The organism is Curtobacterium sp. NPDC092190 (assembly GCF_044755625.1).
GTDB lineage: Bacteria > Actinomycetota > Actinomycetes > Actinomycetales > Microbacteriaceae > Curtobacterium.
Genome location: NZ_JBIVRJ010000004.1, coordinates 408,243 through 429,941, shown reverse-complemented (window position 1 = coordinate 429,941; position 21,699 = coordinate 408,243). Strand labels below are relative to the sequence as shown.

Annotated in this window: 22 protein-coding genes, 1 tRNA gene and 1 pseudogene; 14 read left to right on the top strand and 10 right to left on the bottom strand. The window is 67.5% G+C overall.

The features are described 5' to 3' along the window. Positions 1-29 precede the first annotated feature (29 nt). A complete protein-coding gene (locus ACIQFY_RS12780) occupies positions 30-1,535 on the top strand; it encodes a glycoside hydrolase family 36 protein (protein ID WP_400340360.1) in 1,506 nt (501 codons plus the stop codon). Between the two features lie 21 nt (positions 1,536-1,556). Here the strand turns inward: ACIQFY_RS12780 and ACIQFY_RS12775 are convergent, their stop codons facing one another. Further along, entirely contained in the window at positions 1,557-2,486 is a 930-nt protein-coding gene (locus ACIQFY_RS12775; RefSeq protein ID WP_400340392.1) for an NADP-dependent oxidoreductase, read from the bottom strand. A 105-nt stretch (positions 2,487-2,591) separates the two neighbouring features. Here ACIQFY_RS12775 and ACIQFY_RS12770 point away from each other — a divergent pair, with 105 nt between their 5' ends. Together ACIQFY_RS12770 and ACIQFY_RS12765 are read left to right on the top strand one after the other, a co-directional pair. Beyond that, positions 2,592-3,104, top strand: coding sequence for a MarR family winged helix-turn-helix transcriptional regulator (locus tag ACIQFY_RS12770; protein WP_400340358.1), 513 nt, complete (start codon positions 2,592-2,594; stop codon positions 3,102-3,104). A gap of 131 nt (positions 3,105-3,235) precedes the next feature. Beyond that, positions 3,236-4,525, top strand: coding sequence for a hypothetical protein (locus tag ACIQFY_RS12765; protein ID WP_400340357.1), 1,290 nt, complete (start codon positions 3,236-3,238; stop codon positions 4,523-4,525). Positions 4,526-4,825: 300 nt separating this feature from the next. Here the strand turns inward: ACIQFY_RS12765 and ACIQFY_RS12760 are convergent, their stop codons facing one another. Genes ACIQFY_RS12760 through ACIQFY_RS12750 form a run of 3 tightly spaced genes read right to left on the bottom strand, consistent with a single transcriptional unit; the run spans position 4,826 to position 6,216 of the window. Continuing rightward, positions 4,826-5,203 carry a hypothetical protein gene (locus ACIQFY_RS12760; protein WP_326497270.1) on the bottom strand — a complete coding sequence of 126 codons (378 nt, stop codon included), beginning with the start codon at positions 5,201-5,203 and terminating at the stop codon, positions 4,826-4,828. A 5-nt stretch (positions 5,204-5,208) separates the two neighbouring features. Then, entirely contained in the window at positions 5,209-5,850 is a 642-nt protein-coding gene (locus tag ACIQFY_RS12755) for a hypothetical protein (protein ID WP_400340355.1), read from the bottom strand. Positions 5,851-5,859: 9 nt separating this feature from the next. Next, positions 5,860-6,216 carry a hypothetical protein gene (locus ACIQFY_RS12750; protein WP_326497272.1) on the bottom strand — a complete coding sequence of 119 codons (357 nt, stop codon included), beginning with the start codon at positions 6,214-6,216 and terminating at the stop codon, positions 5,860-5,862. A gap of 944 nt (positions 6,217-7,160) precedes the next feature. Between ACIQFY_RS12750 and ACIQFY_RS12745 the strand changes: the two genes are divergently transcribed. The 3 genes from ACIQFY_RS12745 to ACIQFY_RS12735 are packed head-to-tail and all read left to right on the top strand — an operon-like array spanning position 7,161 to position 9,068. Further along, positions 7,161-8,555 carry a type IV secretory system conjugative DNA transfer family protein gene (locus ACIQFY_RS12745; RefSeq protein ID WP_400340353.1) on the top strand — a complete coding sequence of 465 codons (1,395 nt, stop codon included), beginning with the start codon at positions 7,161-7,163 and terminating at the stop codon, positions 8,553-8,555. Positions 8,556-8,588: 33 nt separating this feature from the next. Further along, on the top strand, positions 8,589-8,876 hold the full coding sequence (locus tag ACIQFY_RS12740; protein ID WP_400340351.1) for a DUF4913 domain-containing protein: 288 nt from the start codon (positions 8,589-8,591) through the stop codon (positions 8,874-8,876). Positions 8,877-8,879: 3 nt separating this feature from the next. Further along, positions 8,880-9,068, top strand: a complete 189-nt coding sequence (locus tag ACIQFY_RS12735) for a MotA/TolQ/ExbB proton channel family protein (protein ID WP_400340390.1) — start codon at positions 8,880-8,882, stop codon at positions 9,066-9,068. 729 nt (positions 9,069-9,797) lie between these two features. On the opposite strand, the gene ACIQFY_RS12730 is transcribed toward ACIQFY_RS12735, so the two are convergent. Next, positions 9,798-10,187 carry a hypothetical protein gene (locus tag ACIQFY_RS12730; protein ID WP_326497274.1) on the bottom strand — a complete coding sequence of 130 codons (390 nt, stop codon included), beginning with the start codon at positions 10,185-10,187 and terminating at the stop codon, positions 9,798-9,800. A 274-nt stretch (positions 10,188-10,461) separates the two neighbouring features. Between ACIQFY_RS12730 and ACIQFY_RS12725 the strand changes: the two genes are divergently transcribed. The 3 genes from ACIQFY_RS12725 (at position 10,462) to ACIQFY_RS12715 (ending at position 13,775) form a co-directional block, all read left to right on the top strand. After that, positions 10,462-11,943: an ArnT family glycosyltransferase gene (locus tag ACIQFY_RS12725; protein WP_400340349.1), complete on the top strand. Its 1,482-nt coding sequence runs from the start codon at positions 10,462-10,464 to the stop codon at positions 11,941-11,943. After that, the gene (locus ACIQFY_RS12720; RefSeq protein WP_326497276.1) at positions 11,940-13,475 is read left to right on the top strand and encodes a hypothetical protein; all 1,536 of its coding nucleotides are present in this window, start codon (positions 11,940-11,942) and stop codon (positions 13,473-13,475) included. Before ACIQFY_RS12725 ends, ACIQFY_RS12720 begins: the two co-directional genes overlap by 4 nt. A gap of 90 nt (positions 13,476-13,565) precedes the next feature. Further along, the gene (locus ACIQFY_RS12715) at positions 13,566-13,775 is read left to right on the top strand and encodes a hypothetical protein (protein ID WP_326497277.1); all 210 of its coding nucleotides are present in this window, start codon (positions 13,566-13,568) and stop codon (positions 13,773-13,775) included. A gap of 259 nt (positions 13,776-14,034) precedes the next feature. Here ACIQFY_RS12715 and ACIQFY_RS12710 read toward each other — a convergent pair whose 3' ends face one another. Together ACIQFY_RS12710 and ACIQFY_RS12705 are read right to left on the bottom strand one after the other, a co-directional pair. Beyond that, entirely contained in the window at positions 14,035-14,349 is a 315-nt protein-coding gene (locus ACIQFY_RS12710; RefSeq protein WP_400340347.1) for a hypothetical protein, read from the bottom strand. 581 nt (positions 14,350-14,930) lie between these two features. Next, positions 14,931-15,416, bottom strand: a complete 486-nt coding sequence (locus ACIQFY_RS12705; RefSeq protein ID WP_400340345.1) for a hypothetical protein — start codon at positions 15,414-15,416, stop codon at positions 14,931-14,933. A gap of 505 nt (positions 15,417-15,921) precedes the next feature. Between ACIQFY_RS12705 and ACIQFY_RS12700 the strand changes: the two genes are divergently transcribed. From ACIQFY_RS12700 to ACIQFY_RS12685, 4 genes and pseudogenes are all read left to right on the top strand, one after another. Further along, complete coding sequence (locus tag ACIQFY_RS12700; protein ID WP_400340344.1) at positions 15,922-17,031, top strand: fatty acid desaturase family protein; 1,110 nt, start codon at positions 15,922-15,924, stop codon at positions 17,029-17,031. Between the two features lie 41 nt (positions 17,032-17,072). Beyond that, positions 17,073-17,240, top strand: a complete 168-nt coding sequence (locus tag ACIQFY_RS12695; protein WP_224442027.1) for a hypothetical protein — start codon at positions 17,073-17,075, stop codon at positions 17,238-17,240. A gap of 26 nt (positions 17,241-17,266) precedes the next feature. Continuing rightward, positions 17,267-18,235 (top strand): diacylglycerol kinase family protein, encoded by a 969-nt coding sequence (locus ACIQFY_RS12690; protein ID WP_326497134.1) that lies wholly within the window; start codon positions 17,267-17,269, stop codon positions 18,233-18,235. Positions 18,236-18,624: 389 nt separating this feature from the next. Next, positions 18,625-18,840, top strand: a pseudogene (locus ACIQFY_RS12685) (histone-like nucleoid-structuring protein Lsr2); the annotation flags it as partial. A gap of 84 nt (positions 18,841-18,924) precedes the next feature. Here ACIQFY_RS12685 and ACIQFY_RS12680 read toward each other — a convergent pair. From ACIQFY_RS12680 to ACIQFY_RS12670, 3 genes are all read right to left on the bottom strand, one after another. Beyond that, complete coding sequence (locus ACIQFY_RS12680; RefSeq protein WP_400340342.1) at positions 18,925-19,104, bottom strand: hypothetical protein; 180 nt, start codon at positions 19,102-19,104, stop codon at positions 18,925-18,927. A gap of 51 nt (positions 19,105-19,155) precedes the next feature. Further along, positions 19,156-19,899: a M23 family metallopeptidase gene (locus ACIQFY_RS12675; protein ID WP_400340341.1), complete on the bottom strand. Its 744-nt coding sequence runs from the start codon at positions 19,897-19,899 to the stop codon at positions 19,156-19,158. 513 nt (positions 19,900-20,412) lie between these two features. Further along, positions 20,413-20,502 (bottom strand) — tRNA-Ser (locus ACIQFY_RS12670). A 140-nt stretch (positions 20,503-20,642) separates the two neighbouring features. On the opposite strand from ACIQFY_RS12670, the gene ACIQFY_RS12665 reads away from it, so the two are divergent. Beyond that, positions 20,643-21,698 carry an SGNH/GDSL hydrolase family protein gene (locus tag ACIQFY_RS12665; RefSeq protein WP_400340340.1) on the top strand — a complete coding sequence of 352 codons (1,056 nt, stop codon included), beginning with the start codon at positions 20,643-20,645 and terminating at the stop codon, positions 21,696-21,698. Position 21,699: the final 1 nt, after the last annotated feature.

Below are 21,699 nucleotides of genomic sequence, written 5' to 3'. Positions count from 1 at the left end.
CACGCACCGACACCACGAGGAGACCACCCGTGCAGTACACGTTCGAGTTCGACGGCCTCCGGGTGCCCGCGAACGTCTCCGGACCACCCCGCCGGACGGCGGACGGGTGGCTCGTCCCGGCTGGCCCCGTCGCGCTGCTCCACCCCTTCGGGCACCGCGCCGAGTTCTACCGGCACGGCTGGAACTCGTGGAGCCCGAGCGGGTGGACGCGGGTCGACGGCGACACCATCGGGATCAAGGACAGCCCCGAACGCCTGCTGACCGCCGACGACGCCGCGAACGAGACACCGCACGCGCACTCCGGCAGCGCGGTGGGTGCGGTGACCGGTCCGGACGGCGGCACCCTCCTCGTCGGGGCGCTCGGGCTCGGTACCCCGCGGGTCGGCGCCGACGGCAACGTCCTGTGGGCGTCGAGCGAGCAGGACGACGCGGAGTGGTTCGTCGCGTACGGCGCCGAGCAGGACGTCTTCGCCGCGTACGCCGACCGGGTCTCCGAGCGCCTCGGTCGCCGGACGGCCCGCGCCGGCACCGTGTGGAGCAGCTGGTACTCGTACTACGAGGACATCACCGAGGACCGGATCGCGCGGGCGGCCGCCGACCTCGAGGGCTACCCGGTCGACGTCTTCCAGATGGACGACGGGTGGGAACCCATCGTCGGCGACTGGACGGCGGGGCCCGACTTCCCGAGCGGGATGGCGGCGACCGCACGGACCATCGCGCGCCACGGCTTCCGTCCGGGCATCTGGCTCGCGCCGCTGATCGCCCTGCCCGGCTCGACGATCGCCACCGAGCGCCCCGACCTGCTCGTCGCGGGTGACGACGGCCGTCCGCTCGTCACCGGGCACAACTGGGGGTCGCACTACCACTCGCTCGACACGACGAACCCGGAGGTGACCGACCACCTCCGCGGGGTGTTCGACCGGATCACCGCGGACGGCTACAGCTACCTGAAGCTCGACTTCATGTACGCCGGGGCGATCGCCGGGCACCGACACGTCGACCTGCCCCGCGAACAGGCCTACCGGCAGGCGATCGAGCACATCCGAGCCACCGTCGGCGACGATGTCTACCTGCTCGGGTGCGGGGTCCCGATGATCCCCTCGGTCGGGGTGTTCGACGGAGCCCGTGTCGGACCGGACGTCGCGCCGTTCTGGGACAACGCCGAGCGGGTGGGTGACCCCTCCGGCGAGGGCGCCCGCAACGCGCTGGTGTCCTCGGTCAACCGGGTGTGGATGCGGCGGCTGTACGAGGTGGACCCCGACTCGGTCTACTTCCGCAGCGAGCGGAACCTGCTCGGCGCGGACGAGCGTCGAGCGCTGCAGGACACCGCGGCGGTCCTCGGGTTCCGGTCGACGTCCGACCCCGTCGACTGGCTCCGACCGGAGGAGCATTCCGAGGCCGCGGACTGGCTCGGCGGGAGCGCGGTGGTCGAGCAGGTCGGCCGGTACGTCTTCCGCCTCGACGACCGGGTGGTCGACCTCACCCCGTACGTCACGGGCGAGCACGCGGTCGACGCGGCGTCCTTCATCGGCTGACCGGCCGGCGGTCGTCGTCCCTCAGACGGTGACGACGACCTTGCCGGCGATCCGCCCGGCCGCGCCCGCGGCGTGCAGCGCCGGGAGGTCCTCGAGCCGGATGCGCCGGGTGACCTCGACCGTCAGCTGCCCGGCGTCGACGAGCGCGACGAGCTCGGCCAGGCGCCCGCGGTCCGGCAGGACGAACACCGTGGCGGCGCGGACGCCCCGGGACTCGTCGTCCGGCGTCGCCATGAACGCCGTGGTGCTCACCACGACCCCGCCGTCACGCACGGCGGCGACGAGCGCCCGGAACTGCTCCGGCTCGATCGGCGCGAGGTTCAGCAGCACGTCGACCGGCTCGTCGACCGCCGCCAGGACGTCGGTCGTGGTGTGGTCGATCACCTGCTGGGCCCCCGCGGCGCGGACCGCGTCGGCGCTCCGCGGGCTCGCGGTGGCGACCACGTGCACGCCGGCACGGACGGCGAGCTGGATCGCGTACTTCCCGACCACGCCACCGGCGCCGTTGATCAGCACGCGCTCGCCCGCCTCGAGGCGACCCTCGTCGAACAGTGCCTGCCATGCCGTCAGCGCCACCGACGGGAGTGCCGCGGCGTCCACCAGCGGGACGCTCGTCGGGGCGGCGACCAGTGCCTCCGCGGGTGTGACGACGTACTCGGCGGCACCGCCGTCGCGTTCCATCGGCAGGAACCCGACCACCGCATCGCCCACGGCGAGGCCGTCGACGCCCTCGCCCAGCGCGGCGACCGTGCCGGACACGTCGTAGCCGGGCACGTGCGGCAGCTGGACCGGGATCGGCAGGAACCCGCCGCGCATGCCGTTGTCGGCGGCGTTGTAGGCGGAGGCGGTGACCTGCAGCAGCACCTCGCCCGCACCCGGTGCCGGGCGCTCGACGTCCTCGATCCGCAGGACCTCTGGACCGCCGACCTCGTGGAACCGCACTGCCCGCATGGTGTCCTCGTTCATCGTCTTCCCTTTCATCGTTTGCTTCGAATTCGAAGCGATAGGTTGACCGTACACCTGCTTCGAGTTCGAAGCAACAGGTAGGATCGGGTCATGGTCTCTCCCCCGTCGGCGCTCACCCCGACCCAGCTCGGCGCGTACCTGTCGTTCACCGAGGTCGCGGCCCTGCTGCGCCCGGCCGTCGAGCAGCAGCTCCGCGACGCCGGCGAGCTCAGTTACGTGCAGTTCCAGCTGCTCGCCCGGCTGGGCGATGCGCCGGACGGGCGGCTGCGGATGACCGACCTGGCGGACGGGGTCGTCTACAGCCGCAGCGGACTGACCTACCAGGCACAGGTGCTCGAGCAGCGCGGGCTCGTCACGCGGGGACCGTCACCCGACGACGAACGGAGCACCGTGGTCTCCCTCACCGACGCCGGGCGCGACGCGCTCGCCACCGTGCTGCCCGGGCACATCGCGACGGTGCACGGACTGCTGTTCGCGCACATCAGCGACGACGACGCCGCGCAGCTGGGGGACGTCCTCGGGCGGATCAGCGGGCACCTGCGGCAGCACCCGCCGCGGTCGGCGGGGCGGGGGCGGCGGAAGACGGCGGGCGACTCGACGTGACGACGGCCGGACGGGAGGCGCGGGGCGGGCTGCCCCCGCGCCTCCCGTCCGGCAGTGGCGAGCCGACAGGCGTCCGGTCCGGCCCGAACAGGGGCCTGCGGTGGCCCGGGCCGCCTCAGTAGCCTCGCCGCGTGGAGCACCTGCCGACGAGGACGTCCGTGCACGTCGTGCGGGCGCAGATGCGGACAGGCGGGTCGCTCGAGGCGGCGCGCTGGGTCGGTCTCGGTCTCGTGGTCAGCGGCGTCCTGCTCACCGTGGTCGGATCGGGTCTCGTCGCCCTCCTCGGTGCGCTCCCGATCGTCGGCGGTGGCGGGCTGTACCTCGTGGCGACCGTCCGCTGGTGGGACCTCGCCGTCGACACGGCACTGGCGATCGGTGCGCAGGACGACCGCTCCGCTCGGACACCGGCGTGGCGCCCGACCGTCTCCGTCGCCGACGTGCGCAGCGCCAGACGGGGCGCGCTGTGGCTCGGTGCGAGCCTCTCGGTCCTGGCGCTCGTGGCCGGGGTCGGCAGCTGGGTGATCCCGACGCTCGAGCCGGACCGGCCTCAGGCGGTCCTCCAGGACGCGGCCGCCGAACCCCTGCCGATGCCCACACCGACCACGACGTCGACACCGACCGGTGGCGCACCTCGCGGCGCGCGCGGTCTCCCCGTCGCACCGTTCGCCGTCGAACGCGGGGCCGTGCGCATCGCGCAGTTCGACGAGGAGGACGCGTGGGCAGCGGTCTGCGAAGCGGCCATGGGCGACTCCGACTGCCTGGCGTGGGGCATCGTCGCCTCGATCGAGTGCGACCTGCACGTGACGATCGGCTTCGCGGACAGCGAGACCGGGCCGGTCACGCGTACCCAGGAGCGGTCGGTCCGCGTCCGGCCCGGGACCCCCGCGTTCCTGGCCTCGGTCGCATCGGAGCAGTGGAGCGGCATCGAGGCCGCCGGGTGTCGGCCGCGGCCGGAGATCGACGACCACGTCGCGACCTGGTTCCCCACGCAGGACCACGAGGCACAACCCGAGGGGTGCTGGAGCCTCGGCTGCATCGGGTTCGATCTCATCCCGGACCGGGACTGCCCGTCGGCGGACGTGCAGTTCTCCGTGTTCGACGACTACGGCCGGCTCGGCAACCCGCACGACCTCGTGGTCTCCGTCGACCTCCACGCCGACGAGCCCCTCACCGTGTGGGCCGGTGGGGTCGAGAGCTTCGAGGGGGATGCCGTGCTCACCCGGATCTCGTGCGTCGCAGCGCCAGACGACGACTCGACACCCTCCTCGATCGAGGGAGTGGCCGCGTCACGGACGACGCTCGGGGCGACCATGACGACGAGAACGAGCTCGAACCCAACGTCGATGCGTCCGAAACGCGCTCGCGCGGCCTCCGCATCGACACCGTCCTCACCGAAGAGGAAGTGCTCGCGTCTGAGGTAGCACCACCGGTGCGTCGCTCGTCACCTCCACCCTCGGTCACGCGAACGATGTGGTCGACCGCCGGTGCAACCGAGGCAGGGCCTGCTCGAGCTGCTCTTCGCTGCTGAGTTCGTCGCCGAGGGCCCCGACCCGCAGTTCACCTCCGCGCTGTTGCGCACGAAGGGTCTCGAGCACGACGTCGGTGCACGGAGCGCACCGGGCAGGCAGGCAGGACGACCGGACGAGGCGGTGCTGCAGCTGGACAGCCCAATGGGGTGCCACCCTGAGAGTGACACCCCGCTGGGCCTTCCTCCGAACTGCCTACTTCCCCGTCGAGCAGGACTTGTAGTACGTCCCCGCGCCGAGGCCGGTACCGGTGGGGTAGTTCCACTGGCAGTACACCTGAGCGCTCGCGACGTTCTTCCCGAAGTCCGTCGCTGCGTGCCCCATCCCGCTCGTGGACCCTGCCGGTCCGTACGAGACAGTGATCTTGGCCGTGAGGAAGTCCAGCTGGAGCTTCATGTTCGAGTAGCGGAACGTCTTCCGAGCCGAGTGGTGAACCTCGTTCCGGAACGAACCCCCGGAGTAGTACGACGAGTACGTCACCGCCTGTGCCGTCATCGGCTCCGTGAACACCATCAGCAGCGCAGCAGCCGCGGCGAGGACGCTGCCGAACGCGGTCTTCTTCAGCGTGCGCATCCCGATCAGTCCAGCTCGCTCGGGTCAGGCGTCTCGAACGGCAGCAGCTGCACGTCGCTGCCCTGCGAAGCCGTCGTGGCGAGGAGCCGCTGCTTTGACTGCGCAGCCGGGGCGTACGGGTCGACGAGGACGACGTTGTCGTTCCCGGCCGCCTTCTCCGCTGCTGAAGCAATCGACGCAGGCGCCTTTGCCGTCTTCACCTTGTCCGGCACCAGGTAGGCGCGAACCGCGGTCGCCTTTGTGACGACCTGGATGCCGACACCGTGCTCGGTCAGCAGTGTCTTCGACCCGCAGGTCACGCCGACGTACGGCTCGGGCTCGTCGGACGCGACAGCGGCCACCAGACAGACCTCGCCATGGTTGTTCAGCGCCGCCCAGTAGCGAGCCTCAGACGTGGAGGACACGAGCCGGCTCGTGGACGCGTCGAAGAGCTCGGTCTGGCCGAGCGGAGTTGCATCCGCCGGCGTGCTGACCTTTGACAACACGTTCAGCGACTTGGACCACTTCGCGGCGTCGGCTTTGACGGCCGCTTGCGGCGCGGGCGCCGCCTCGGTTGCCGCGGTTGCTCCGGTTGCGAACGCGATCGCGCCGGCGATGCCGAGCACGACTGCGGACACGGCCATGGAGTTCTTTGTTGACTTCTTCATGGTTCCCCCTCAGTACTTGACTTTGCAGGTCAGCGAAATGTTGTCCGCTGTGCCACCGCTCGGCATTCGGAACTGGCAGTACGTACCGGTCTTCTGCTTCGGAACGGTGTAGTTGACGGTTCCGTAGCCCTCGTAGGACGCGTGGCTTCGAACGGTCGCGCGCGCCACGAATATGCTGCCCGGTACTGAGACTGATCCGCCCACCGTCGAGTACGTTCCCGACTCGTGGATTGAATTCGTGAACGTCTTGGCGTTGAAGTACGTCTTCGTTGCTGCCTGGGCTTGAAGCGGCGTCGCGATGATCAGACCCAGAGCTACAGCTGTTGACACTCCGGCCAGAAGAGCGCCTCGCTTGCTTTGTTGCATCTGAACCCCCTTTCAGTTTCGATGAGTCTGACTCAACTGCTGGGGTACTTAGATAGAGGCGCTTCTACCTACAGAACATGTACCCCGGTCGGACGGCATCTTCCCCGGACAGGCACACGGGCCTAAGGTGGCTGGCACAGCGAACAATCAGTAGGAGACCCCGATGCTGCGAGCCCTCAAAGCCATAGGACGCACCACACTCCTCGCGCTGCAAACCCTCTTCGGCGTTCTCAGCTCCCTCGGGTCCGGGGGCGCAACCCCGCCAGGAACGTCGCCCGCAACGGACACCAAGAAGCGCGACGAATACCGTCCCTGAGTCACCGCGCCACCCATCAACACCTGACTCCTCAAGAGTCGTCAGATCGGCGAGCCCCACGCCGCCCCGAGCCCGTTCTTCACTCGCAGGTCGTCAGGTAGCGCCGGTCGACGCGCCTCGGTGACACGGAGGATGTCCTCCTGCACCTGTAGTTCTCGAATCCCCTCGCGCTGATCTGGAGCTTCAGCAGCGCATCGCAGTGGCGAAGCCTGTTGGCGGAGCCTGACGTGACAGCTTGCGCTTCGCTGCGCACACTCGAGGAAGGGGCGAGTGCGCCTCGGACTTCGGGTCGGACGCACTCTGGCTGGAAACGGGCGTCAGCCGCAGGGCAGCGGCTCGGCGCAGATGCCTGTGGTTGGGCGGGAGTGCGGCCGGGGCCAGCAACATGCATCGCTGGCGATCTCGAAGCGTTCGGATGCCCGCGGGTGCTCCCGGAAGGACGTGCGTCCACGCAACTGTCCGTCCGGTAGCCGATCGAGGCGCGACCCGGCGTCCTTCTCCGACGGGCCGGCCCGACCGCGCACAGGGCCCGACATGGCCAACATCGCGCACGCTGCATCGCCCATGCAACACACCCGGCGATCGCCGCACTACGACTTCTCGAACGCCGACTTCGTTCGGATGCTGCTTGCTGCAGCGGGCGCTCTCCGCATCGTGGGAGGACGTCACGATCGGTATCGCCGGTCCCCGCGTGGGGAAGACGATCTCGCTGGTCGTCCCGGCGATCCTCGCCGCCCCGGGCCCGCTGCTGACGACGTCGAACAAGTCCGACGCGGTCGAGACGACGCGGAAGCTCCGTGACGAGGTCGGCACGACGTGGGTGTTCGACCCGCAGGAAGTCGTCGACGAACAGCCGACGTGGTGGTGGAACCCGCTCTCGTACGTCACGGACGACACCACGGCCGCGAAGCTGGCCGGACACTTCGCCGCCGGCTCCCGGGAGCCCGGCGACAAGGGCGATGCGTTCTTCGACCCGGCCGGTAAGGACCTCCTCGCCGGCACGCTCCTCGCCGCGGCGCTGGACAACCGGCCGATCACCGACGTGTTCACGTGGCTGACTGATCCCGACAACCGCGAGATGGTGTCCGTGCTCCGCCGCGGCGAGTACGACCTGATCGCGGACGACGTCGAGAGCCAGTCCCGCACGTCCCCGAAGCAGCGCGACGGCGTCTACGGCACCGCCCGGAAGATGGCGGCGTGCTTGAAGAACAGCCGCATCGGCCGGTGGGTGACCCCGCTCGGCGGCAACATGGCTGGCGATCGTCGGCCGCAGTTCAGCCACGACGAGTTCGTGCGGGGCACGGACACGCTGTACTCGCTGTCCAAGGAGGGTGAGGGCACCGCGGCGCCGCTGGTGACCGCGCTGACCGTCGCCGTCGTCGAGGCCGGGGAACGGCTCGCCAAGACGCAGCCCGGCGGCCGGCTCAAGACGCCGCTGCTGTGCATCCTCGACGAGGCCGCGAATGTCTGCCGGTGGAAGGACCTCCCGGACCTGTACTCGCACTACGGGTCGCGGGGGATCCCGATCATGTCGATCTTCCAGTCCTGGTCGCAGGGCGTCGACGTGTTCAGCCTCGCCGGGATGCGCAAGCTCTTCTCCGCCGCCAACGAGGTCGTGTACCTGGGAGGTGTGAAGGAGACCGAGTGGCTGCGGGAACTGTCGGAGCTGATCGGTGACTACGACCACGAGACGGTGTCGTACTCGATGAACAAGGGCGTCCGGTCCACCAATGTGCAGAACAACCGTCGGCGAATCCTCGACACCTCGGAACTCGCCGAGCTGCCCCGTGGCCGCGCGATCCTCCTGGCATCGGGCCTGCGGTCGTCGATGATCCGCACGGCGCCCTGGTACGAGGGTGCGGACGCGGACAAGGTGAAGGCGTCGATCGCGGCGTACGACGTCGGCGAGCGGGTCGAACGGACCGCGTCGACGGCTGCTGCGACCGCCACCGTGCCTGCTGAGGGCAACCCGTGGCTGAACGCGTCGACGGTCAAGCCGCTCGAGGCGGAGGACGGACGGTGAGCATGGTCGCGGAGTGGGACGGGCACGTGGAGGATGTCGACGACGCGGACACGCTGCCGTCGGAACCGGAGACGTTCTACGGCTCCGCCGACGAGTTCGTGCGCGAGTTCCTGGTTGTCACCTACCGGCGGGAACCGCGACGACGGAGCGACCGGGATGAGCGTGTGGTGGCGCGACCACGCCGATCACCACATGGGCGTCTTGATGAGCCCGGCGGGTCCGTTTGGCAAGTCGTCGGGCACGACGGACCCGGGGGAGCCGTTGCCGTACATGGCACCGCCGCCAGGGCTGTTCGTTGACGTTCGCACCATCGCTAACTGATGACTGTGGGCAACCGACCGGAGCCAGCGTCGCCGACGCACAGGAGGGCATGACATGGCCGGCCTTATCGTCATGGCAACGATCTTCGGCATCTTGGGCACGGTGATGGGCATCGTGGGGACCTTCGTGGGGGTTCGCTCGTCGAGTGCCCGTCGCTACGCTGAACGTGGCGCTGACGCAGCTGCCTTATGAGGAGCCCTCGGCACGAGAGAGACGAGCCGTTTTTTCACGGAGCACAGCGACACAGCGCTGCGCATCGAACTGAGCCGAGTGGTTCGGGAGAGCGCAGCGGTCTACGCCAAGCAGTACCCAACGCCCGCAGGCAATGAGGCGGTCCGAACGCTCTCGGCGGCCTATGCCCTGCTCTTCGGTGCTTTCGGGACCATCTGGCTGGCCATCGCACTTACGGAACACGGTCAGCAGAGGACCGCGGACCTCGTTCTCGCTGCCGTATGCCTGATGCTGGCTGCCCTCATCGGTGCGCTCGCGCTGACGTTGGCTGATCGGCTTCGGCGACGAAACGAAGCACGAGAGCTCTCAGGAACCCCTGGGCGAGAGCGCTTCTTCGCGTCGGTACACGACACGTTGAACGACCTTCAGCGGCAGAAGGCTGCGCGCCGAGCGAAGCGCGAAGCCCGACCTTAGCCCGGTGGCGAACGAGTCGAACGAGCTACGCTCGTGTCGTGGTGAGACGGCGCTGGCTCCGACTTGCGGTTGGCGCCGTCGGAGCCGTCTCTGCGGTCATTGGCTTCGCCCTGGCGTTCGGTGGACCAACCCGCGGCATCTCAGGTCTTGTCGTCGCCGCTGGTCTGGTGCTGCTGCTCGGAGCTATCTTCACGGGGCTGCTCTGGGGTCGACGCGGCAGGGACCAGTGAGCTGAAGGCTCATCACCGAGCCTCGTAGTGGACCGCTTTAGGCCGCTCAGGTGTCCTTGCCGAAGCGGGGAAGTCGGCGCTTGAGAGCGCCACGAGCACTGCTCTGCGCTTCGCTCGGACCCGTCGCGACCTGCTCCTCATTCAGGAGGTAGGCGCGCATCTGCTCGAGGCGGGTTGTGAGCGTTGCCGTATCGATGAGATATAGCGGCCTCGCTGTGGCGGCAGATGCGGGCGTTCGAGTCATCACCCCGATGGCGACCAGCGCGTCAATGTGCTCCTGCGCTGCAGCCTTGGTGATGCTCAGCGTCTCTGCGATCTCGTCCGCTGCTCGAGGCGTTGCCATCCCACTGAGCGAGCGGATGATCATTGCGCGTGTCACGCCGCTCAGTCCACCGATGACGTCGAGGACGGAGGGTTCCGCGGTTGCTTCGCTCATAGAGCCATGATGGCTGCTGCTCGCCTTGGAAGGACGGCAACCTGCGCCGAAGCCTGGATTAGCAGCTGCTCTTGAGGGTCCGTGTAGTCTGATTTCGCCCGCCGCCGGAACGGGTGGGGCCGGCTGATCAGCGAGCTCTCCACCTTCTGATCGAGACTCCTCCTTGAAGCGACCACCGCAACCTTCCGCCGCCTCTCGGCCCGCGGTGATCGAGCCTGACCAGTCATCAGTTCGCCCGCCGGTCACTGGCCGCGAGTGGACCGTGGTTGGGTCCTTGACTGCAGCGTTTTTCGCGGTGTTGCTGTGTTGGGCGATCATCACGCCGCTGTTCCAGGCAGCGGATGAGGTCCAGCACGTCGACGCTGTCCTCCACCTCGCACTTGGCTACACGTGGCCGGACGCGGGCACCATGCATCTCCTGGCGTCGTCCGCTGCAGCGTTCGCCGATCCGCAGCAGGTGTCGGGGCAGACGTGGGGACAGTTACTGCAGCAGTATCCGGGGCAGCTGCACACCTTCACCGCGGTACCCAACGTCTCCGTCATCAACCAGATGTCGCAGCATCCGCCGACGTGGTACTTCATCGAGGCCGGCTTCCTGCATCTGATTGGGTTCGAGAACCTGCGGTGGGATCACGCAGTGCTGGCGATGCGGCTGCTCAGCATTCTCTGCACGGCGGCACTGCCGCTACTGGCTTGGGCAAGTGTGCGGCGTCTGACTCGTTCTCCTCGTGCTGCGGTTGTTGCCGCGACCGCGGTCCTGGGCATCCCGCAGGTCGCGGTGGTCGGGTCGACCGTGACCAATGACGCTCCCGTGCTGCTGCTGAGCGGGGTGGTGACGCTGCTCGCGGTTCGCGTCCTGACCGGGGACAGCCGCCTGGTCACGACGGTGCTGCTCGGCGTGGTTCTTTCGGCGATGATCTGGATGAAGGGCACGGCCCTTCCGGTGATCCCGTTCGTCGCAATCGCGATCTTTGTTGGCGTGTACCGCGCTCGAGGGCTTCGCACGGCGGTCCTGTGGACAGCTCTTGCGGCGGCGGTTTCAGCTGGAACGGGAGCCTGGTGGTGGGTGCGGAACCTGCTGGTGTACGGCGCAATCCAGCCCGAGGGGTTCGTGTCCCGGAAGCCGATCCCGTTCCCTGACGGGCAGGGACCGGACTTTCCGACCTACGTCGCGACGCTCTGGACGCGGCTGTCGGAGACGTTTTGGGGGAGTCCCGGCAGGACCGCGCAGTACCCGATGTCGCAGATCCTCGTTGAGGTCGGGACGGTCCTCGCGATCGGCGTCATCGTGCTGTTCACCTTCCGGCGCCGAGATGACCTGCCGACGATCGCGGTGATCGCGGTGCTTCCGGTCACCTTCCTCCTGATCGAAACGACGAAGGCATGGACGGGCTACCAGAAGATGGGTGTGGTCGGTGGCACCCAGGGCCGCTACTACTTCCCCGCGCTGATCGCCTTGATCACTCTCAGCGCCGTGGCGTGGCGTCGACTCCCACGCACGCAGTCTGGTCGTAGCGCACTCGCGACGGGGCTGTCGGTGGCCTTCGGTCTCATCGCGCTTTACGGGATCGCGTTCGACTACCGGACGTTCTGGGAGAACCGCGCCACTGCGATCACCTCGAACGGTCTTGCCGCATTCTTTCAGCAAGCGAATGCTCCCGGCGGTGTGGCGCTGTTCTGCGTCGCCGTCGCGATCGCCGGGCTCACCGTCGGGATCTTGTACAGCCGCCGACTGCCTGTAAGGGAGGCCGTATGAGCGCACCGGCCGATACGCGCCGACCCAGCGGGTCGAAGTGGTTCCGGCTTCGTGGCTCCGCCACGACGGTGCTTGTAGCGATGATGTTCGCGTGGGTCGGGCTGATGCTGGTGTGGGCGCTGGTGCTTCCAATGGGAGGCGCTCTTGCCGAGGCGAACACGCTCGACGCGGTGTTCCGCCTCGCACTCGGAGGCGGGTGGCCGACCGACGGTCAGCATCATGCGCTCAGCGCGACACGGTGGATTCTGTCGGAGGGGTACGCAACGCCAGCGTCGACGCACAGCAGCGTCGCGGAGCTGCTTCGCGCGCACCCGGGTCAGGCACCTGACGTCGTCACTGCGTCGCAGAACCCGGCAGCTGGGTACTGGGTGAACGCGTTGGCGCTCCGGGTGTCAGGGTGGGCATCCCTGCGCTGGGATGAAGCGGTCCTGCTGCTGCGCATCATCAATGTCGTGTTGCTGGCTCCGCTGCCGGCGCTGGTCTTCGCGACCGCTCGACGGTTCTCATTGTCGCCGCTCACCGCTGCGATCGCACCGGTGCTGCTCTTCGCGGTTCCGCAGCTCGCGCAGACCGGTGGCACGGCGAACATGCTGGCGCTGCCGACGCTGCTCAGCGCTGTGGCGGTGTGGCTCGGAGTCCGCATGTGGACCGGTGACCGCTCATGGTGGACCTCTGCCGGGTTAGCGGTAGTCGCGGCGCTGGCGGCGGTAGTCAGCACCAGCGGTCTCCTCGTCCCGGTGTTCGCGCTCCTCTGTGTCGGGATTGCCGCCGGTCGGGATGCCCGCCGGCGAGCTCTCGACGCCGGGCTTGTCCTCGTCTTCGGCGGTGTCGCCGTCGTGAGCGCGCTGCAGCAGTACCTCGGTACAGTGCATCGTGTTGTTGCTGGCACGGCTGATGTGTCGACAGCGCTGCCGCTGGAGTACACCTTCGGCAACGTGATCGACGCGCAATGGGGTGGCCTCAGCTCACTGTTCTGGGGCGGATTCGGACGGAACGCAGCAGCGCTGACGCCGCCACTGATCGCGTTCCTCACCGTCGGCAGCCTCGCCATCATCTGTTGGGCGCTCCTGCGGCGCGAGCGTGCCCTCACCCGGGCGTGGCCGCTGCTGTTGTGGGCGGCGCTCGTCATTGGGGCGGCCCTACTGACCGGGGTCGTCGCTGCACGCTCGGCCCACTCGGTCCTCGCAGGTGACGGGCGGCAGGTGAACCTTGCGGTGACGGCACTTGTGATTGTCGTGGTGCTCGCTGCTCGTGCGATCACCACTACGGCTGAGCGCCGGCAACGAGTCGCTGTGGTCGCGCTGGTGGGCGCACCGCTCATCGCGGCGTATGGATTGAGCGTTGCGTACCAGAGCGCCTATGAGGCATCGCACTTCGCAGTGTCGAAAGCAGGTCTGGCCACGCTAAGTGCGGTGACCCCGCTCGGTTACGCGGGGATTGCAGCCGCCGTCCTCCTGTGGGGGACCGCCACGGTGATCGGCGTCGCGCTCGGAGTGCGGGCAACGCGTCACCGTTTCGATCAGCAGAGCTAGTCTGTGGCAGCGATGCAACCGTCACCGGAAGTCACCAGCAGCGGATCCGAGCCTCAGGCAACCGTCTCCCCGTTCGCAGATGCACCCAACGTGGTCGAGGTCCGGAACGTCTCCAAGAAGTTCACGATCCGTAAGGACAACTCGCTCAAGGAGCGCGTCGTCACGCTCGGCCGCGCCGGCCGACGGCACAGCGAGGACTTCTGGGCGCTCCGTGACGTCAGTCTCGACATCCCGGCCGGCACCACCATCGGGCTGCTCGGACCGAACGGGTCGGGGATCAAAGGGAATATCAATGGTTAGCGTCGGATCATCGAGAACGGTGCGAACAAACTGCTGGAACTGCTCAAACGTCTGGCGATCAGACAGCCGATCCGTTGCCGGGCTCTGCAGCTGCTGCAGCCGGCTCTTAATGCTGCGCCCGTTGAGATCTGGCGCTGCAGTGTCCTCGTCTGAAATAGAACGATTCCCGCTGATTACGACCGCGTAGGGAATCTTGGGGCGCTTCCTCATCAACCAGTCGAGCACGCGGTAGGTGTCTTCACCATTCGAGCCCCCATAGCTACTCGTCAGGAGTCCCGACAGATCGGTCGCGATCCCGGGGGAACCGATTTTCACTGCGAGAGAGGATTGTGTTTACCGGGTAGTGAATCGATCGCACGTACCGGTGCTCGCCATCCCCGACGGAGCGATCCCACGTCGACTCACCGGCTTGCTCCGCTGCAAAGGTCGACGCGATGACGCGTAATACGTTGGACTTCCCTGCGTTGTTCTGCCCCGCGACAAGGTTGATCTTGCTCAGGGAGTAGAGCTCCGCCGACTTCCCACTTGGGAAGCTGCGAAAGCCGCGAAACGCAAAGCCGTCGATGAAGTTCACGCGTCCAGTCTCGGGGTTTCACCTACCGGACCGTGTCAGACACTCTCATCAGTAGACGGGGCGCATCTCCGGAGGTGGCTAGCGAATCTCCCCGCATGGCGCCGTCGCGCAGCCCGAGCCCTTTCCTTCAGAAGACTCCGGCGAATTAAGCCGATGATGTATCTTATGTCAGCTTTGGTTGGTATGAGTTGCTGAGGGTAGGACGTGCACGTACTGGTAGCCGTTGCGCGCCATCGGGCGGTGGAGTCGACGGTGCGTAGTTGCCCAGAGCTGCCCGTGGTATTGCAACGTCTCCGGGGCAGTTCCTCGGAGTGTGAGGGTGATGTCGGGATGACCGGGCTCTTGTAGGACCAACGTCCGAAGGGCCCCTGCGGGATCGAGCGTGACGTGCATCGTTGAATCCGGCATGCGGTTCTCCTTCACTTGCGGCGTTGGCCCAGCTGATGCCACAACGCGCTCACACGGGGCGTTCATCAAACAAACTTGCACTCAAACTGCGCAGTGCCATGTGCGGTGGCCGAACGAACTCGGGTACGCAGCTGCCCGGTCAGCCGGACTGTGCCGATGCCGGGACTAACTGATCAAAAGGCGGCGGGCTGGTCAGGAGAGCCAGCAGTTGAACCGTTGCTGCTGTCCGGAGTGAAGTGGACGCGCTCGGCGGCGCGAGTGATGTCTTGGGCGCGAGCTACCTGGGCATCTTGCGCGGTCTGCGCGTCAGCACGTGACTGGCGCATGGCAGTCAGGGCGTCGGTGCTGATCTCCTGGATCAGGTTCGCGATGGCAGTGGCGAGACCGCGTTCGAGCTGGCCGAGATTGGTGTTGCCGATGATCAAGCGCCGATCGTGGACGGCCAGGGTCACATCCCGGTAGCCGGCACGCTCCAGCGAGTGGTGACTCCCTGAGCCTTCCAGTGCCGCAATCTCCTGCGGGTTGGGTTGCCGATTGAAGACGGCGGGAACGTCGTAGAACCGTTCGGCTGCGTCGGTGCCGAGAGTCGTCGGGAGGCCGGACGCAACGACGCTCGTCAGTGCGAGGTGCTGGTCTGCAGTGGTGGATGAGCCGGTCATGGTGACTGCTTCCGTCGACGGTGGTGATCGCCAGGGTGCGTGCGCCGCTGCGAGCATCGTGGTCGGAACCGTCTGACGGCAGTCTCCTCCTCGCCGTTGGTGACGGCGTGCAGGTTCCGAACAGCCGTGACCAGGGACCCCTTCTTTGCTCATCATCCGGGTACGAGGAGGGTGGTGACATGAGGACACGACTGCAAGCACGCGGGCGTTGGGGCTGGCCCGTCGCCGCGCTCGAGGGGCACTCGATCGGTCGGGTCCGGCCGCAGCGAGACGGGTTCCGAGCGCTGGCGCATCAGCAGGACGGTGTCGTCCGGCTGCTCGGCCTGTTCGACAGCAGGAGCCGCGCGCTCCTCGCCGTGGAAATGGCAAACAGCGGCTGCACGGCATTCCCAGCCGAACATTCACGGGTGGAACGCATCCGGAGGCCGTAGCGTTGCACCAAGCGCGGATGCGTCAACTCTCCGGATCGGTCGAAGGATCGCTCACCACAGAAGGTCGGTCCTCGATGACGACCACCCCGCTCGCTCCCGGTTTCACCCGGACCCGACCCGGTCCGGGCAGCCGCAACGGCACGTCGACCTACTCCGCGCTCCTGGCGCAGGTGAAGGAGAACGGCCTGCTCCGTCGGCGCACCGGTTTCTACTGGTCCCTGTTCGGCAGCCTGGTCGCGGGTCTCGCGCTGGCCTGGGTGGCGTTCGCGTTCCTCGGTGACTCGTGGTTCCAGCTGATCGTCGCCGGAGCGCTCGGGGTCATCTTCACCCAGTTCGCGTTCCTGTCGCACGAGGCCGCGCACCGTCAGGTGTTCGCGTCGCAGAAGTGGAACGACCACGCGGGCCGGTGGCTCGGCACGTTCATGGTCGGCCTGAGCTACTCGTGGTGGATGAACAAGCACACCCGCCACCACGGCAACCCGAACACCGTCGGGAAGGACCCCGACATCGCGCCCGACGGCATCCGCTTCCTGCCCGAGGACGCCGCCGCGACGAAGGGCCCGCTGATGCGGATCTTCCTGCGCTTCCAGGGCTGGCTGTTCTTCCCGCTGCTCACGCTCGAGGGGCTGAACCTGCACCGCTACGCAGTGACGTCGATCGTGACGGGCTCCGGGACGAAGGCCGACGCACGGCACCGTTGGCTCGAGGGCAGCATGCTCGTCGCCCGGTTCGGCATCTACCTGACGGTCGTGTTCTGGTTCCTGCCGTTCGGCATGGCGTGCGCGTTCCTCGGTGTGCAGCTCGCCGTGTTCGGCGTGATGATGGGCGCCTCGTTCGCCCCGAACCACAAGGGCATGCCGACCATCGCCCACGATGCCAAGGTCGACTTCTTCTCCCGACAGGTCCGGACCTCGCGGAACATCCGCGGTGGCTGGTGGGTGTCGTTCCTGATGGGGGGCCTGAACTACCAGGTCGAGCACCACCTGTTCCCGTCGATGCCGCGGCCGGCGCTGAAGCAGGCCCGCCTGCTGGTCCGCGACCACTGCGAGACGCTCGACGTGCCGTACACCGAGACGACGCTGCTGCGGTCGTACGGCATCGTCGTCCGCTACCTGAACCGGGTCGGTCTCGCCGCACGCGACCCCTTCGCCTGCCCGATGGTCGCCGAGCTCCGCATCCACTGACCCCACTCTCGCTCTTCCCACCTCCGACAGGAAGCATCACCATGAAGACCGTCATCGTCCTCCTCACCCTCTGGGTCATCCTCGCGATCGTCGGCTTCGCACTGAAGGGCCTGCTCTGGCTCGCGATCATCGGCATCGTCCTGTTCGTCGGGACCCTGATCTTCGGCGCAGTCCGCCGTGCCGGACGCAAGGCCAGGCGCGTCAACTGAACCCGGCAACACCCTCACTCGCATCCGTGCGCACTGCCGCGGTCGTCCTCAACCCGACCAAGACCGACCAACATCGACTGCAGGGGGTACTCGACGCGGCTGCCGTCCGGCATGGGTGGGGATCGACGCGCTGGTACCCGACAGCGGCTGGCGACGGCGGCCGCGCCGCCGCACGAGCAGCCGCCGGCAGCGCCCCCGACGTCATCCTCGCCGTCGGCGGCGACGGAACACTGCGAATCGTCGCGGAAGAACTCCGGGGCACCGGAATCCCCGTCGCAGTTCTCCCGACCGGCACCGGGAACCTCTTCGCCCGCAACCTTGGCCTGCCCCGCAACGACGTCGACGCGGTCATCGACACTGTCTTCACCGGCACCGACCGGCAGATCGATCTGGGACTTGCGGAGCTGACCCACGCCGACCATTCGACAAGCGAACACGTGTTCCTCGTCATGGCGGGCATCGGACTCGACGCGAGCATGGCCGCCGACACTAACGCCTGGGTCAAGAAGCGCTTCGGCTGGGTGGCGTACTCCGACCCCATCGCCCGGTCCGTGATCGGCAACCGTCAGATCCCCATCCGCTACAGGCTGGACAACGGCCCAGCACGCTCGATGCGGGCGCACACGATCATCGTCGGCAACTGCGGCACCCTCACCGCCGGCGTCCTGCTTCTGCCGCGCGCGGAACCCGATGACGGCATCCTTGACGCTGTCGCGTTCCGGCCCAACGGCTGGTTTGGGTGGACCAAAATCGGCTACACCCTCACCCTCAACCGGTTCTTCGCCCGCACCGGCTTCGGGCGTGTGCTCGCCAAGGTCCTTCCACGATCACGTGCACTCCCCACCACCCGGGCACGGAACCTCCGCCTCGACCTGGACACACCGGAGCGCGTTCAGCTCGACGGCGACCCATTCGGAACGGTCCGATCGGTGACTCTCACTACCCACCACTGCGGCCTTACCCTCCGCACATCACCGCGACTCGGCGCTCGGTAGCCGCGCAGGTAGTCCCGAGACCCAGAGCAGACAGCCCGCGCTCCACTCCGCGCGAAACGTTTGCCGGAACGTCGAGTCCGTACTTGGCTGCCTGCCACTCACAAGTGTTCGCCCTGTCATGGTGCCATCCGGGATATACCGGCTCACCCACCCTCGCTGACAGCGGCGCGTCCTGTTGGAAAGCGGCGCCAACGCCCGGGAAAGCTGGACGCCAGGCGCCGCTCGAGTGCCGTCGTGCGATCAGAGAGCACGACGGAGCTCTTCTCCGGCAACCAGCCGAAGCTTCTTCAGTATGGGCACCCAACGAGCGTGGGTCTGTCCTCATTTGAGCCGTCTTGCACGAACTCTCCCGTGCGGGCAGAGTTGGAGATGCGTGATCGGACGACAACGCCGACGCGCTGCGCGAAGCGTTCTCCGACTACGTCGCCGCTGCTCGCAAGGTCAGCGGTCGCCAGAACCGCACCAGCGGTGGCAGCACCGCGAAGCGCGGCAACTCCGACGAGCTCGCGAAGATCCGCGAGTGGGCCAACGCGAACGGTCACGAGGTCTCCAGCCGTGGCCGGATCAACCAGGCCGGGCGCGACGCGTACGACGCCGCGCACTGACACCACGACGACGGCCGGCACCCCCGCGGGATGCCGGCCGTCGTTGGTCGTACCGACCGACGTCGATACGGAGCAGCTGATCTCTCAGGCCGAAGTACCCTGCAGGGCGATTGCCTTCCAAACGTCAAACTGACGGTCGTTGCCAATCAACGGGTTGCCCCAAAGCTTCACCGCCTGCTCGACTTCTTCACCCGCCTTCAGCACCTTGTAATAACCGGCACCGACAACGGCAATTCCGCGACCAGGGGCTTGAATGAGCTTCATAAGATTATTTCTCCTAAAATGAGTGACGCTTCGCCAAGATTGGGACGACCGTTAGACTTTTGTTCCCTGTAGTGAAATGGCCTTCCAGAGATCGAACTGTCGATCATTTCCGGGCATTGCGTCTCCCCACAACGCCTCTGCGCACTGCTGGAACTCTTTAGTCGGAAGATCCCTGAAATAGCCGGCACCCACTACTGCCATGCCACGGCCGGGAGACTTAATTACCTTAAGGTAGGGATCCCTCGGCGTGGACGGTGCTGATGAATCGTTCGCAAAGGGCGCCCCGACCACCAGAGGAGCGGGATCGATGAAAGTGCCGTTACGCGTTATCCCCAGGTGCAGGTGGTTCCCAGTAGATGTGCCCGTCGTACCAACGCGCCCAATGAACTGGCCGGCAGAGACCTTCGCGCCGTTCGCGATGTCAATGTGATTTTGATGCCCGTAGTAGCTGACATATCCGTCAGCATGCTGGATCTTCGTTAAATTGCCGTAGCCGCCGCTGACTCCAGCGAAAATCACGGTACCGGCGGCAATTGCGTGGATACGCGTGTCCTTCCCGGCGGTGAAGTCGAGCCCCTGGTGGTTGGTACTGCCAATACCTCCGGGCGATGGCCGGGGGCCGAAGGGCGATCCGATCGGGTATTCCCTAGTGAACGGGTACCGCCAGGCGACGGCAGCGAAGGCCGGCACCGAACCGAAAGATGCAGCCCCCATGGCTGCGGCTCCCGCTGCGGCACCCGCGTACGTAAGCAGCTGGCGCCTGGTCGGGCCGCCGGTGTGTTCGTGTTTGACCACGTTGTCCCCTCTCGCAGGGGACGCCCCTGCGCCCCCGCCTTACCAGGGTACCGAGATGCGGCGCAGGCACAAGAGCTGGCCTGACGGTCGCCCCAAGATCATCTGCCGTCCTCGGTACCGCCAAACCGAGGTGTATCACCAGAACCGGCCGCCGCGCCTCTAATGCGCTAAGGCATGACGCGCAGCTACCTAACCCTCGATCCTGCACCGCTGCCCCTACCAGAAGAGCCAGTGCTCCTTCTACGAGGTATCGATCCGACCGCCACGACGCAACGCTCACCCTCTCGCCCGTCCGGCCTGCAACCCCGAAGTCTGACACGGTCATCGTGCGGCGGCCGAGGTCTCAACGCGCACCGTGAAGCGCACGCTGTCCTGGACCATGGGCGGACTCCGGCTTGAGTTTGAGGAGGCTCGACCGTGCAGCGCGGGAGGTCCCGATCGAGATCTGCACCAGAGACGCACCACGGGCACTCTCAGGAACAAGAAAACCCCCGCGGGGGCGGGGGTTTTCTGTGGCGGTACCGGTGGGATTTGAACCCACGGTGGAGTTGCCCCCACACATGTTTTCGAGACATGATCCTTCGGCCGCTCGGACACGGTACCGGGAAAGAGTTTACACGACTCCGGCGGTGCTCACGACCACCACGGGCCGCTCCCCTGCACAGCCGGCGCTGTCCCGCCGTTCATCCACGGGCCGGCCTCAGCAGAGCCCGAGGTGAGCGAGCCCGCGTACGGTCTCCGGCATGAAGACCCGCACCCTCGTCGCCCTGCTCACCTCCGTCGTCGGCGGGCTCGCCGTCGTGGGTGGTGGCGCGTTCGGTGCTCGCGCGGGGATCCGGGGGCAGCGAGCCGCGTCCCAGCGCGTGGTCGACATGCTCCCCGTACATGCGGACTGGTGGCGGGAGCGCCTGCAGCACGAGGGGCAGCTGACGTACCTCGCGATCGGCGACTCCGCCGCGCAGGGCGTCGGCGCCACCGCTCCGGGGCGCGGGTACGTCGGCCTCCTGGCCCGCCGCATCCGGCACCGGTCGCGCATGTCGGTGCGGGTGGTGAACCTCAGCGTCTCGGGCGCGACGACGTGGGGTGCGAAGCAGGACCAGCTCCCGAAACTGCGGCAGTACACCCCGGACATCTGCACGGTGTCGATCGGGGCGAACGACATCGCGGACTTCCACCCGGACAAGTTCGAGCGGAACATCCGCGCGATCTACAGCGCCGTGCCCTCGCACGCGGTCGTCGCCGAGCTCCCGTGCATGTTCGTGCCCGACCGGGAGCGCAAGGTCGCCGTGGCGAACGAGATCGTGCACCGTGTCGCCGCCGAACTCGGGTTGACCGTGGCGCCGCTCCACGTCATCACGAAGCGCGTCGGGCTCCGTCGGACGTTCTTCAACAGCTACGGCGACCTGTTCCACCCGAACGACCGCGGGTACGAGATCTGGGCGAGCGCCTTCGAGCCCGCGGTCGATGCCCGCGTGGACACCGTCGCCGCGATCCGGCACTACCTGTCCGCACGCGAGGCCGAGGACCTCGGGCGCGAGGCCGGCGCCGTCGCCAGCGCCCGGGCCGAGCAGGACGTCGAGCACGCGGCGGAGCTCGACCACGGCGGCCGACCCGGCCGCGTGGAGCGGCTGCGGCAGCGGATGACGGGCGGCATCCCCTTGCCGGAGCAGGCAGGCGGCCACGACCGGACGCCCGCGCACGACGAGGACGACGAGCGCGGCGCCGACGACGAGCACGGCGAGGACACCGATCACGGCCGGCATGCTCCGCGGCACCGCGGTGTCGGCGGGGCGCTCTAGC

Bases quoted from the DNA above. Each gene is read 5' to 3' on its own strand.
- ACIQFY_RS12775 (WP_400340392.1), bottom strand. From the start codon at position 2,486: ATGCGGGCAGTGCGGTTCCACGAGGTCGGCGGTCCAGAGGTCCTGCGG.
- ACIQFY_RS12680 (WP_400340342.1), bottom strand. From the start codon at position 19,104: ATGAAGCTCATTCAAGCCCCTGGTCGCGGAATTGCCGTTGTCGGTGCC.
- ACIQFY_RS12730 (WP_326497274.1), bottom strand. From the start codon at position 10,187: ATGAGCGAAGCAACCGCGGAACCCTCCGTCCTCGACGTCATCGGTGGA.
- ACIQFY_RS12705 (WP_400340345.1), bottom strand. From the start codon at position 15,416: ATGACCGGCTCATCCACCACTGCAGACCAGCACCTCGCACTGACGAGC.
- ACIQFY_RS12740 (WP_400340351.1), top strand. From the start codon at position 8,589: ATGTCGACGACGCGGACACGCTGCCGTCGGAACCGGAGACGTTCTACG.
- ACIQFY_RS12760 (WP_326497270.1), bottom strand. From the start codon at position 5,203: ATGCGCACGCTGAAGAAGACCGCGTTCGGCAGCGTCCTCGCCGCGGCT.
- ACIQFY_RS12665 (WP_400340340.1), top strand. From the start codon at position 20,643: ATGAAGACCCGCACCCTCGTCGCCCTGCTCACCTCCGTCGTCGGCGGG.
- ACIQFY_RS12700 (WP_400340344.1), top strand. From the start codon at position 15,922: ATGACGACCACCCCGCTCGCTCCCGGTTTCACCCGGACCCGACCCGGT.
- ACIQFY_RS12755 (WP_400340355.1), bottom strand. From the start codon at position 5,850: ATGAAGAAGTCAACAAAGAACTCCATGGCCGTGTCCGCAGTCGTGCTC.
- ACIQFY_RS12695 (WP_224442027.1), top strand. From the start codon at position 17,073: ATGAAGACCGTCATCGTCCTCCTCACCCTCTGGGTCATCCTCGCGATC.
- ACIQFY_RS12750 (WP_326497272.1), bottom strand. From the start codon at position 6,216: ATGCAACAAAGCAAGCGAGGCGCTCTTCTGGCCGGAGTGTCAACAGCT.
- ACIQFY_RS12720 (WP_326497276.1), top strand. From the start codon at position 11,940: ATGAGCGCACCGGCCGATACGCGCCGACCCAGCGGGTCGAAGTGGTTC.
- ACIQFY_RS12770 (WP_400340358.1), top strand. From the start codon at position 2,592: ATGGTCTCTCCCCCGTCGGCGCTCACCCCGACCCAGCTCGGCGCGTAC.